Consider the following 12,287-nt stretch of genomic DNA (forward strand, 5'->3'; position numbering starts at 1 on the left):
AGAGACTTTGGGACAGGCCGGGCTCGGCCTGTCCCAAAGTCTCTGGGAGAAATAACCCGTCCCCAAACCGTAACTCGCGTTTTTTGCGAATGCGTTATGTCGCAACACGGTGAACGCGTTTCCGGCTATACTGTCCCATGACCTTTAAGACGGTACGAGAGACCGAAAAGGCGTCCACAACCTAATCGCAGCTGCCTTATTCGGAGTCTCCGCCCCGCGGCGGGTGCTCCGTTTTTTGTAGCTGCGAGTTTGCCCCTGGGCGCACGACGAAAGGGCGGTGTTGCTGTGAACCTACTGGTTGACGACGGCAGGCATCCTAAGGCGCTTCTCGCGCTCGAGAACGGGATGTACTTCTTTGGGCGCTCTGCCGGCGCCGAGGGGGAGACCTTCGGCGAGATCGTGTTCAATACCTCGATGGTCGGCTACCAGGAGATCGTGAGCGACCCGTCCTACGCGGGCCAGATCGTCACGCTCACGTACCCCCAGATCGGCAACTACGGCATCAACGAGAAGGACATGCAGGGCGACCCGCTCCACCTGGCCGGCCTCGTGGTCCACGACATGTGCTACACGCCGAGCAACTGGCAGTCCGTGGAGACCTTCCCGAACTTCCTCGCGCAGAACGGCGTCGTGGCCATCGAGGACGTGGACACGCGCGCGCTCACCATCGCCATCCGCGAGGGCGGCGCCATGAGGGCGGCCATCTCCACCACGGACCTCGACCCCGAAAGCCTCGTCGCGCGCGTCAAGGCGTCGCCGGCCATCGCCGACCACAACTACGTGGCCGACGTCTCCACGAAGGAGCCCTACGTCGTGCCCGGCCAGGACGCCGACGGCCAGCCGCGCCTGCACGTCGTGGCCTACGACTGCGGTGAGAAGAAGGGCATCGGCAAGCGCCTCTCCGCCGCCGGCTGCGAGGTCACCGTCGTGCCGTGGGACACGCCCGCCGAGAAGGTCCTCGAGATGAGCCCCGACGGCGTGTTCTTCTCCAACGGCCCCGGAGACCCGGTCAGCGTTCCGCCCGTGGTCGACGCCGTGCGCGCGTGCCTCGGCAAGCTCCCGGTCTTTGGCATCTGCCTCGGCAACCAGGTCATCTCCATGGCGGCCGGCGCCCAGATCGAGAAGCTCCCGTACGGCCACCACGGCGGCAACGAGCCCGTGATGAACCTGCTCACCGGCAAGGTGGAGATCACCGCGCAGAACCACAACTACGGCCCGGTCTTCTCGTCCTTCGGCCCGCTCGTGCCCGAGCTCTCCGACGGCGTGACCGAGCACCCCGCCGACGAGGACCTGCGCTTCTGGTCCCGCCGCCACGTGGCGCCCGTCGTCATGACCGAGAAGTACGGCCGCGTGCGCCTCACGCACGTCAACCTCAACGACGGCACGCCCGAGGGCATCCAGTTCCTGGACATCCCGGCCTTCTCCATGCAGTACCACCCCGAGGCCAAGCCCGGCCCCAACGACTCCACGTACGCCTTCTCGGCGTTTGCCAAGCTCATGCGCGGCGAGGACGACTACCTCGCCATCGACGTCCGCGAGGGGAGGCGCTTCTAGATGCCCAAGCGCACCGACATCAAGAAGATCCTTATCATCGGCTCCGGCCCCATCGTCATCGGCCAGGCCTGCGAGTTCGACTACTCCGGCACCCAGGCCTGCAAGGCCCTGCGCTCGGAGGGCTACGAGGTCGTCCTCGTGAACTCCAACCCGGCCACCATCATGACCGACCCGGAGACCGCCGACCGCACCTACATCGAGCCGATCACCGTCGAGTCCGTGACCAAGGTCATCGAGAAGGAGCGCCCGGACGCGCTGCTGCCCAACATGGGCGGTCAGACGGGCCTCAACTGCGCCGTGGCCCTCGGCAAGGCGGGCATCCTCGAGAAGTACGGCGTCGAGGTCATCGGCTGCGACGTCGACTCCATCGAGACCGGCGAGGACCGCGAGCTCTTTGCCAACGCCATGCGCGACATCGGCCTCGAGGTCGCCAAGTCCGGCATCGCGCACACCGTCGAGGAGTGCGAGAAGATCGCAGACGAGCTCGGCTACCCCGTGGTCCTGCGCCCGGCCTTCACGCTCGGCGGCGCCGGTGGTGGCATGGCCTACGACCACGACGACCTCGTGCACATCGCGGAGCAGGGCCTCGCCCTCTCGCCCGAGAGCGAGGTGCTTGTCGAGCAGTCCGTCGAGGGCTGGAAGGAGATCGAGATGGAGGTGATGCGCGACTCCGCGGGCAACGGCGTCGTCATCTGCTCCATCGAGAACCTCGACCCCATGGGCGTCCACACCGGCGACTCCATCACCGTGGCCCCGTGCCAGACGCTCAACGACTTCGAGCTCCAGCGCCTGCGCGACTACTCGCTCGCCATCCTCGAGCGCGTGGGCGTGGCCTGCGGCGGCTCCAACGTGCAGTTTGCCGTGAACCCCAATGACGGCCGCGTCATCGTCATCGAGATGAACCCGCGCGTCTCCCGCTCCTCCGCCCTTGCCTCCAAGGCAACCGGCTTCCCGATCGCCAAGATGGCGGCCCTTCTCTCCGTGGGCTACACGCTCGACGAGATCGAGAACGACATCACGCGCGAGACGCCGGCCTGCTTCGAGCCGTCGATCGACTACTGCGTGGTCAAGGTCCCGCGCTTCGCCTTCGAGAAGTTCAAGGGCACCGACGACACGCTCACCACGCGCATGAAGGCCGTGGGCGAGGTCATGTCCATCGGCGCCACCTTCGAGGAGGCCATGCAGAAGGCCATGCGCTCCCTCGAGCAGGGGCACGCCGGCCTCGGCGCGGACGGCAGCGACAGCTTCGAGGGTCTCTCCGAGGAGGAGTTCGAGCACCGCGTGGCCACGCCCACGCCGGACCGCATCCTTTACGTGACCGAGGCGCTGCGCCGCGGCTGGACCGTCGAGCGCGTCTTTGACCTCACCAAGATCGACCACTGGTTCCTCAACCGCATCAAGGACATCGTGACCGCCGAGGGCGTCATCGCCGAGAAGGGCCTTGCCGGCCTCGATGCGGACACGATGATGGCCGCCAAGCAGCTGGGCTTCTCCGACGCGCAGCTCGCCTACCTCACCAACCAGCGCGAGGACACCGTGCGCGCCGTGCGCGAGGTTCTCGGCGTGCGCCCGTGCATCAAGACCGTCGACACCTGCGCCGGCGAGTTCGCGGCCCGCACGAGCTACCACTACCTCACCTACGAGAAGGGCGGCGTGACCGAGTTCCACGAGGCCGAGAAGCCCCGCGTGGTCATCCTCTCCGCCGGCCCCAACCGCATCGGCCAGGGCATCGAGTTCGACTACTGCTGCGTCCACGCGGCCTACGCGCTGGCGGCCAAGGGCTACGAGACCGTCATGGTCAACTGCAACCCCGAGACCGTCTCCACGGACTACGACACCTCCGACCGCCTCTACTTCGAGCCGCTCACCTTCGAGGACGTCATGAACGTCATCGAGGTCGAGAAGCCCGTGGGCGTGATCGTCACGCTCGGCGGCCAGACCCCGATCAACCTCGCCAAGCGCCTCAAGGCCGCTGGCGTCCCCATCATGGGCACCCAGCCCGAGGCCATCGACCTCGCCGAGGACCGCGACCGCTTCGCGAGCCTGCTCGACCGCCTCGAGATCGCCTACCCGCCCTCGAGCACGGCCGAGACCGTGGACGAGGCCAAGGCCGTGGCGCGCCGCGTGGGCTACCCGCTGCTCGTCCGCCCGAGCTACGTGCTCGGCGGCCGCGGCATGGGTATTGTCTACGATGACGACGACCTCGTGAGCTACATGGAGGAGGCCACCAAGGTCTCCCCGGACCACCCCGTCTACCTCGACGCCTTCCTCGAGGACGCCATCGAGCTCGACGTGGACGCCCTCTGCGACACCGAGCAGTGCTACGTGGGCGCGGTCCTCGAGCACATCGAGGAGTGCGGCATCCACTCCGGCGACTCGGCCTGCTGCTTCCCGCCCTTCTCGCTCTCCGATCGCCTGGTGGAGAAGGTACGCGAGACCACGCGTCGCCTGGCGCTCTCCTGCCACATCCAGGGCCTTCTTAACGTGCAGTACGCCGTCCGCGACGAGCAGGTCTTCGTGATCGAGCTCAACCCGCGCGCGAGCCGCACCGTGCCCTTCTCGTCCAAGGCCACCGGCGTGCCGCTGGCCAAGTGCGCCGCGCGCATCATGAGCGGCGAGAAGATCGCCGACCTCGGGCTTCCCGAGGAGGGACGCGACCTCGGCTACTACGCGGTCAAGGAGGCCGTCATGCCGTGGAGCCGCTTCCCGGGCGCCGACGTCACGCTTGGCCCCGAGATGAAGTCCACCGGCGAGGTCATGGGTCTCGACGTCACCTTCCCCAAGGCGTACGCCAAGACGCGCGAGGCCATCGAGTACGACGTGCCGCAGTCCGGCAACGTCTTCATTTCGGTCTGTGACCGCGACAAGCGCTCCGTGGCGCCTGTCGCGCTGTCGCTGCGCAACCTTGGGTACGACCTGCTCGCCACGCGCGGCACCGCCAAGACGCTGCGTGCCGCGGGCATCCCGTGCGAGGTCGTGAAGCCCATCTCCGAGGGCTCGCCCAACATCCTCGACCTCATGGCGGACGGCAAGATCTCCTTCCTCATCAACACGCCCAAGGGCCACAGCTCCCGCGGCGACGGCACCAAGATGCGCGGCGAGGCCGTGAGCCGCGGCATCGACATGGCCACTACCATGTCCGGCGCGGTTGCGCTGGTGCAGGCCATCGCGGCGCTGCGCGAGGGTCCGCTCTCCGTCAACGCCCTCCAGGACCTGTAGGTGATTCAAAAGGGGACATGATTCAAAAGGGGACAGACCCCTTTTGAATCATTTGGGCCGCCGGGTTTCCTGCCCGGCGGCCCTATTCTTGGGCCGATTTGCCCGCCCTTACGGAGCTCTAACCGGCATGGGCTAAAATTAAGGGAATTTGGTTTGTTTAAAATGCCCTCTTGGTCAAAGAAACCGCAGTTGGCGATTTTCTTTAAGGAAACCAAATTCCCTTATTTTCCGGCAGGGGGAATACAGACGGAGGACGGTCATGGCAGAACCGCTCAAGCCAGGCTCGATTGTCGATTGCCATACGCACACACGCCACTCTGACGGCGTCGGCACGTTCGAGGAGAACGCCCGCGCCGCCGTGGCGGCGGGTTGCTCCGTCCTCGTGTCGACCGATCACCTCACGCTTCCGTCGGGGCCGATGGACCCGGTGGGTCAGGTGCAGGTCGTGGAGGGAGACCTCGCTGCGTATCGACGTGAGTGGGAGATGGCGCGCGACGCCCATCCCGAGCTCGAGATGATTCTGGGCTTTGAGGCGGACTGGTACCCCGGCTGCGAGGACAACGTCGCTCGCTGGAGCGCCGGCGCGCAGGTGCTCCTGGGCAGCGTTCACTGGCTGGGCACCGTCGACGATGGCGCGTGGATCGACGACACGTCAAACATGACAATCTGGAACGAGCTGGGAGCGGACGAGGTCTGGCGTCGCTACGTTGACGCCTGGTGCCGTGCCTGCGAGAGCCCCCTGCCCTTTGCGACCATGGCGCACCCGGATCTGCCCGAGCGCATGCGCAACGAGGGGTTTGCCGCTACGATTGACCTCGCCCCGCTCTGGAACGAGATGGTGGCCTGCGCGCGAGACACCGGCAGGCGCGTGGAGCTCTCCACGGCGGGATGGCGCAAGGGGGTGGGGGACTACTACCCCTCGCGCGGCCTGCTTGAGCGCTTCTGTCAGGCCGGCGTTCCCATTACCGTTGGCTCCGACGCGCACGTTCCCACCGACATGTGCGACGGCATCCGCAAGGCGTACGCGCACGCGTGGGACGTTGGCTATCGCTCGCTGGATGTGCCGCGCGCCGACGGCACCTGGGAGTCCATGCCGCTGCAGTAATAGCCCATGACAAAAGCCGTGAGGCTCAGCCGGTATGCGGACGCGCCGTCGCGAGAGTCTGTCCAACCCACCCGGCTAGTCGGCAAAGATGGGGTTTGACCAGGCTGTCCGACTGCGCTCGTCGACGCACTCAATCCGCAGGTAGGTCTCGGTTCCGCGTAGGGCAAACTCGGCATGCGTGAGGGGAGCCCCCTCTGGTGCGATCACGGTCTCGCCGGCGCCCACCGGTCCGCCGGCGATGAGGTTCACGCGCTCGCACGGGCTGCAGTCAACCCACGCGCGACCATCGCTCACGCCCCAGTTGATGATGTCGGGCCCGGAACTCGAGTAGTAGTCGCCGGCAAGAAGCGCGCGTACGATTGCGTCGCGCGAGAGCGCGGGAGCGCATACCACGACCCAGCCGCCAAAGGCGTCGTCGAACTTCCCCTCGTTGTGATTGTCATCCGAGGCAAAGCCGAGCACTCGTCGTCCCCGTCGCAGCATCGTGTCCCAGTAGGTGACGTCATACCCGTTGCCCGACTCGTTCACCGTGTTGTAGTTGAATACCTCGAGCGCAAAGAACCCCTCGGCGTCGCAGAAGTCGTCCGCCTCCACGCGACTCCAAATTGGATGGTTGTAGGTGATGATGCAGCCACGGCGCCTTAGTCGCTCGGCAAGCTCCTCCGCAACCGCGGCGCCGTCCCAGGTGCCGTGACGGCGGATGGGCTCAAGACGCTCCATGTGGCAAAAGCGCTCGGGTGCGGAGGCAACCATCTCGCTCGTGCCCAGGATGCCGTGCATGTGGTGGCAGCGCAGCCTGACGCCCTCGCTCTCGTCCGCGTAGAGGTATGCCGACGCCTCAAGCCCGGGCAGGATGATGAAGTCCTCGCAGTCAAACTCTCCCGAGAGGTCGGTGTAGAGGTCGTGCTCGGAGAGGCAGAGAAACGAGTAGCCATGCGCCCTGAAGGCGGCTACGGACTGCTCGGGAGCGAGACAGCCGTCGGAGTTGGTGGTGTGGCTGTGGAGGTTGCCCTTGAAGCGGGGAAGTCCCTCGGAAAGGCAGGTCTGGTCGCAAAACGCCATGATGCTCCTTAGTCTATGGGGGGCCCGTGCGCCAGGGAGGGAGGGGGCGCACGGGCCAGGGGTGGGCGAGAAGGACAGACGAGAAGAACCTGACGGAATAGCCGCGCCTCTGTCCTCTAGGCCGCGTTGCTCTCCGGGATGGCGAGGCAGTCGTGCTCGGGGAGCACGAGGTAGACCTCGTCACCCTTGTCGAACATGTGGAAGCTGCGGAAGAGCACGTCGACTCGAAGGCACGCCGGACCGGTCTTGACCGTGTAGCGCAGGACGTTCCCGCGCGGGGTGCTGTCCTGGACGGTGCCGCGTACGACGTAGGCACCATCGGTGTGAGCGGGCGCCTCCTTCTGGATCCCGATGGTCTCGGGACGGATGGCAACGACGTGGCCGGCGGGCACCATGGCACCGGTGACCTCGGAGAACACGGCGGCGTCGAGCTGGTTGTAGCTTCCGATGAAGCTTGCGGCAAACTCGGAGACCGGCTTGGTGTAGACGTCAACCGGGCTTCCAGCCTGCTCGATGCGCCCGTCGTGGAAGAGCTGGATCACGTCGGACATGACCATGGCCTCGTCCTGGTCGTGCGTGACAAAGATCGAGGTGAGTCCCAGCTCCTGGTTGATCTCGCGGATGCGGGACTGCAGCGCCTTGCGCAGCTTGGCGTCGATCGCCGAGAGCGGCTCGTCAAGAAGGAGAACGGAGGGCTCGGTCACGATGGAGCGCGCCAGCGCGGCGCGCTGCTGCTGGCCACCGGAGAGGCTCGCGGGATAGGCCTTCTCCTTGCCGGTGAGCTCGACCATGGCGATGGCGTCCGCGACCTTCTGCTGGATCTTCTCGGCTGGGACCTTCTTCATCCTAAGGCCAAACGCCACGTTCTGCTCGACCGTCATGTTGGGGAAGAGGCTGTACTGCTGGAAGACCATGCCGATGTTGCGCTTGCTGGCAGGGACGTCCGTGATGTCGCGCCCGTCGAGGACGATCCTGCCCTCGGTGACGCTCTCCAGGCCGGAGAGGCAGCGCAGCAGCGTGGACTTGCCGCAGCCCGAGGGGCCGAGCAGCGTGACGAGGTCGCCCTTCTCGACGCCAAAGTCGATGTGGTCCAGGACCGTGTTGTCGCCAAAGCGCTTGACCACGCCCTTGAATTCAATGTAGGCCATCTTGGCTACTCCTTACCTGTTCTGTGAGCTCCGCTGGAGCTTGAGGACGATTGCGGTGACCGCGGCGACAACGACGAAGATGATGACCACGATGGCGCTGGAGAGGCCGCTCGAGCGCGCCATGTTGGCCTGAAGGAACACCTGGATGTTCTGGTAGTTGGTGCCGGCGATGTTGTTGGCGAGGACAAAGTCGCCAAACACGATGCTCTCCGCGAGCAGGCTCGAGACGAGGATGCCCGAGACGATGTTGGGCAGGACCACCTGCACGTAGGCGCGAAAGCGCCCGCAGCCGAGCATCTCGGCCGCCTGGATGAGCATGTTGGCGTCGATCGCGTTGAGCGCGTTTCTGATGCCCTGGTAGATGTAGGGGAGCACGAGGATCGTGTAGGCGCCAAACAGCATGAACATGCGGTTGGAGAGAATCGTGCCAGTGCCGGTGTAGAGCGAGATGATGCCGATGGAGAGGATGACGCCCTGGAGCGCGTAGGGGATCATGCAGACAAACTGCATGAAGCGCCCGAGCCTGCGGTTCACCGCCACCACGACGTACATCGCCAGAAGGAGAAGGACGATGGTGATGGCTACGCTCACGAGGCACAGCACCAGCGTGCGCCCGATGGAGAGCCAGAACGTCGAGTTGGTGAAGAGTTCGGCGTAGTTGCGCAGCGTGAAGCCGGAGGGAAGGACGTCGGTCCACTCGACGAAGAGGGAGTAGACGAGCGTGGTGAGAAACGGGACAAGAAGGTAGAGCGCGCAGGCGCCCAGGAAGATGCGCGCGGCGAGCGGCGTCTTCTGGGCCGGTGCGGCGCTTGCGGCCTTAGCCTTGGAACTCATATGACCTCACGACCCTTCGACGCACGCTTGGTGAAGTAGTTGTTTACGAGGGTGCAGACCACCATCAGGATGATGAGCACGACGGCAAGCGCGCCGCCGGTGGCCGTGTCAATCTGGACGTCGCCCTTGAACTTGGACGTGATCTGCAGCGGCAGCAGCGCGTAGTTGTTCATGACGACGGCAAAGGCCGTGGCGTACGCGGCGAGCGCGTTGGAGAAGAGCACCGAGAGCGTGCCGAGAATAGAGGGCATGAGGTTGGGGATGACGATCCTGAACCAGTAGTCAAACGGCGTGGCCTGAAGGATCGTCGCGGCCTCGCGCCACTCCTTGCGGATTCCGCTGAACGCGGGAAGGAGCAGGAGCGTGGCGAGGGGGATCTGGAAGTAGATGTAGAGGACCATGAGCCCCTCGCCGGTGTAGAGGTCAAAGTCCGCGAGAAAGGGGATGCCCCAGCGCTCGCCGAGGATGGTCAGCACTCCCGAGTTACCCATGAGGATCATGAAGGCAAAGGCGAGAGGAACACCGGAGAAGTTGGACATCATGTTGAGGACCATCGTGAAGGCGTTGCGCACGCGCGGGCTCGACTCGTAGGCAAATCGAGCCGCGAGGAACGAGACGATGATGCCCACGATGGCAGAGACGGCGCTGATCCAGACGCTGTTGATGATCGACTGCTGGTAGAGCGGGGTGGTGAAGACCTTGACGAAGTTCTCCAGGCCGAGCGTGCCCGACTCCTTGCCAACGAGGCTGTCCAGGACGAGCTGACCGAGCGGTAGAAGCTCGTATCCGATGATGACGAGCAAGAAGGGGATAAAGGCGGCGTAGCCTATCCACTTCTTGCTCTTGTGGGGCTTCTTCGAGGCGGAGGCGGCCCGGGCGGGCTCTCTTGCCGCGCCTAGGGTGGCCTCGCTGACGGTGAGCGTGGCGCTCGCCTGTGACATGTCTGCCACGGTACCTCCTTTGACGTTGTCGCTTGCTGTTGGGTTTGGCTGCTCGTCCTTCTCGCCAGGCGTGGCGAGAAGGACCGCTAAGAAGAGGGCGGCCCTGAGGCCGCCCGGTGCGCCGTCTGCGGTTTGTGGGCGAGCGGCGCCTTTTGGCGACTAGCCCAGGATGGGGATGATGTTCTCCTGGTACCAGGTCACGAGCTCGTTGGTGACGTCGGTCCACTTGTCGTAGTCGATGGACTGGACCTGGTCGCCGTACTGCTCGTCCGGGAGGCGCAGAGCCTTGACGTCCTCCGGGAGCTCGACGGAGCTGCGGATGGGCGTGGCGTAGCCACGGGCGAGGTTGACCTGGCCCTCGTCGGAGAGGATGTACTCGCGGGCGAGGCAGGCCGCTGCGGGGTGAGGCGCGTTGGCGTTGATGATGGTTGCGTAGCCGGACTGCACGGAGCCGTCGGTGGGGATGCTCACCGTGAACTTGGCGTCGGGGTTGTTCTGCAGGATCTGCGCGCGGTAGTTGAGGGAGTTGTAGTCCCAGTTGAGGCCGACGGCCACCTCGCCGCTCTCCAGGCGGGCGACGGAGACGTCGGAGACGTCCAGGCGGCCGGCCTCGGCGATCTTGGTGATGAAGTCGTAGGCGGGCTGCATGTTGTCGAGGCCGCCGCCAAGGGCAACGGCGATGGCGAGAACCGCGTGCTGGGCGGCAGCGGCCGCGGTGATGTCGCCGATGGAGACCTTGTAGTCGCCTTCAGCGAGCTCGGCGAGCGTCGTGGGCGGGTTGGGTACCTGGTCGTCGTTGGAGATGATGGACATGGTGCCGTAGTAGCCCACGACCCAGTCGCCGTCGTCGTCCTTGGCCCAGTCGGGAATCTCGTCCCAGTAGCTGGTCTTGTACTTGAGGGTCACGCCCTCGGCCTCGGCCGTGGGGCCCCACTGCTGGCCCACGTCGCCGATGTCCTTGGTGCCGTCGGTGCCCTCCTGCTTGAACATAGCGATCTCCTCGGCGGAGGACATGTCCTGGTCGGCCTGCGTGATGCCGTACTTCTCCTCGATGTCGTCCCAGGTGCCGACCCAGTTGGCCCAGGTGTCCGGCATGCCCACGGAGTTGATCTGGCCCTCCTCCTTGGCCTGGGCGATGATGTCGTCCAGGGACATGGAGTTGTAGTCCACGGCCTCCGCGGCGGGGGCGGCGCTGTCCTCGCAGCCGGTGAGGCCCAGGCCGGCGCTGCAGGCGATGCCTGCGAGACCGAGCATGCCGAGGAACGACCTGCGCGACATGGCGTGCGCGTTGGTGACGCTGTTCTTCACAAGAGCTCCCCTCATCTTTGAGGTGTCCGCGGCCCCATGCCGCAGGACTCAAACCGCGGCTCACGATATGGCTCGCTCGCGGGCTTTTTGCGTGCGGTGGGGGAGTTCTTGCACAGCGCTGACGGGACTTTACTTGGCTTTTAACGGGCTGCGGGCGTTGTTTACACGTGCCTGATGATTCAAAAGGGGACAGACCCCTTTTGAATCACTGCGCATGCGCTACCATTTCAGAGGTTTAGATTGTGGCGGAAAGGCGGTTGCCGTGGCGCGGGTGCTGGTCATAGAGGATGACGCGGCGATCAACGACGTCGTGGCAACGCGTCTGGCGCGCGACGGTCATGCGGTGACACAGGCGTTCTCCGGCTCCGAGGCGCGCCTTCTGCTGGGCGAGAAGGACGCGGCGTTTGACCTTGTCATCAGCGACCTCATGCTGCCCGGCGCGACGGGCGAGGAGCTCGTGGGGCTCATCCGAGGGCAGGGCGCGTCGACACCCGTGATTGTGATCTCCGCGCGAACGACGGCGGCCGACAGGGTTGACCTGCTGCGCCTTGGCGCGGACGACTACCTCACCAAGCCCTTCGACCTCGACGAGCTCGCCGCGCGCGTGGAGGTCCAGCTGCGCCACCGCGGTGACGCTGCTCCTGCGGGAGAGGCTCTGCGCTGGCGCCGTTGGGCGCTCGACCCGGAGGCCCGCACGCTTGTGGTTGCACCGGGAGAGCCCGGCGAGAAGGGCGGCGCGGTCTCGCTCACCAAGATCGAGTTCAACATTCTGGAGGCGCTTGTCCGCCGACCCAACCGCGTGTTCTCAAAATCGGAGCTCTTCGAGCTTGCATGGGGCGAGCCCTTTGCCGGCGACGACTCCACGGTGGCGGTTCATGTCTCAAACATTCGCGCGAAGCTGCGTGAGACGGATACGGACGACTACGTCAAGACCGTCTGGGGCATGGGCTTCAAGCTCGCGTGAGACAAAGGGGACGGGTTCATTTGTCTCATTGGGGTACATGAGACAAATGAACCCGTCCCCTTTGTCTCACCCTCAAGGTTTCTTTAGATTTGGCTCACGGTTTCTAAAGGTCTGCCTGCCAGACTGGGAGGCGGCCTCTAGAAAGGAGCTCA

At 65.2% G+C, this 12,287-nt stretch carries 9 protein-coding genes; 4 read left to right on the plus strand and 5 right to left on the minus strand.

Annotated features, from left to right (window positions below):
- The first annotated feature begins 285 nt into the window (after positions 1 to 285).
- The 3 genes from carA to E0L17_RS02050 all read left to right on the plus strand — a co-directional run bounded on the left by carA (position 286) and on the right by E0L17_RS02050 (position 5,878).
- A complete protein-coding gene (gene carA / locus E0L17_RS02040; RefSeq protein ID WP_167929615.1) occupies positions 286 to 1,554 on the plus strand; it encodes a glutamine-hydrolyzing carbamoyl-phosphate synthase small subunit in 1,269 nt (422 codons plus the stop codon).
- On the plus strand, positions 1,555 to 4,773 hold the full coding sequence (carB, locus tag E0L17_RS02045) for a carbamoyl-phosphate synthase large subunit (RefSeq protein WP_167929616.1): 3,219 nt from the start codon (positions 1,555 to 1,557) through the stop codon (positions 4,771 to 4,773).
- 259 nt (positions 4,774 to 5,032) lie between these two features.
- Positions 5,033 to 5,878, plus strand: coding sequence for a PHP domain-containing protein (locus E0L17_RS02050; RefSeq protein ID WP_167929617.1), 846 nt, complete (start codon positions 5,033 to 5,035; stop codon positions 5,876 to 5,878).
- 75 nt (positions 5,879 to 5,953) lie between these two features.
- Here the strand turns inward: E0L17_RS02050 and E0L17_RS02055 are convergent, their stop codons facing one another.
- From E0L17_RS02055 to E0L17_RS02075, 5 genes are all read right to left on the minus strand, one after another.
- Positions 5,954 to 6,940 carry a CehA/McbA family metallohydrolase domain-containing protein gene (locus E0L17_RS02055; protein WP_167929618.1) on the minus strand — a complete coding sequence of 329 codons (987 nt, stop codon included), beginning with the start codon at positions 6,938 to 6,940 and terminating at the stop codon, positions 5,954 to 5,956.
- Positions 6,941 to 7,056: 116 nt separating this feature from the next.
- Positions 7,057 to 8,088 (minus strand): ABC transporter ATP-binding protein, encoded by a 1,032-nt coding sequence (locus E0L17_RS02060; protein ID WP_167929619.1) that lies wholly within the window; start codon positions 8,086 to 8,088, stop codon positions 7,057 to 7,059.
- Between the two features lie 12 nt (positions 8,089 to 8,100).
- The gene (locus E0L17_RS02065; RefSeq protein WP_167929620.1) at positions 8,101 to 8,922 is read right to left on the minus strand and encodes an ABC transporter permease; all 822 of its coding nucleotides are present in this window, start codon (positions 8,920 to 8,922) and stop codon (positions 8,101 to 8,103) included.
- Positions 8,919 to 9,863, minus strand: coding sequence for an ABC transporter permease (locus E0L17_RS02070; RefSeq protein WP_167929633.1), 945 nt, complete (start codon positions 9,861 to 9,863; stop codon positions 8,919 to 8,921). Before E0L17_RS02070 ends, E0L17_RS02065 begins: the two co-directional genes overlap by 4 nt.
- Positions 9,864 to 10,022: 159 nt before the next feature.
- Positions 10,023 to 11,171, minus strand: coding sequence for an ABC transporter substrate-binding protein (locus E0L17_RS02075; RefSeq protein WP_206108958.1), 1,149 nt, complete (start codon positions 11,169 to 11,171; stop codon positions 10,023 to 10,025).
- Between the two features lie 262 nt (positions 11,172 to 11,433).
- Between E0L17_RS02075 and E0L17_RS02080 the strand changes: the two genes are divergently transcribed.
- Complete coding sequence (locus E0L17_RS02080) at positions 11,434 to 12,135, plus strand: response regulator transcription factor (protein WP_353652931.1); 702 nt, start codon at positions 11,434 to 11,436, stop codon at positions 12,133 to 12,135.
- The last annotated feature ends 152 nt before the right edge of the window (positions 12,136 to 12,287 follow it).

It is taken from the genome of Olsenella sp. SW781 (genome assembly GCF_012027725.1).
Lineage (GTDB): Bacteria > Actinomycetota > Coriobacteriia > Coriobacteriales > Atopobiaceae > Thermophilibacter.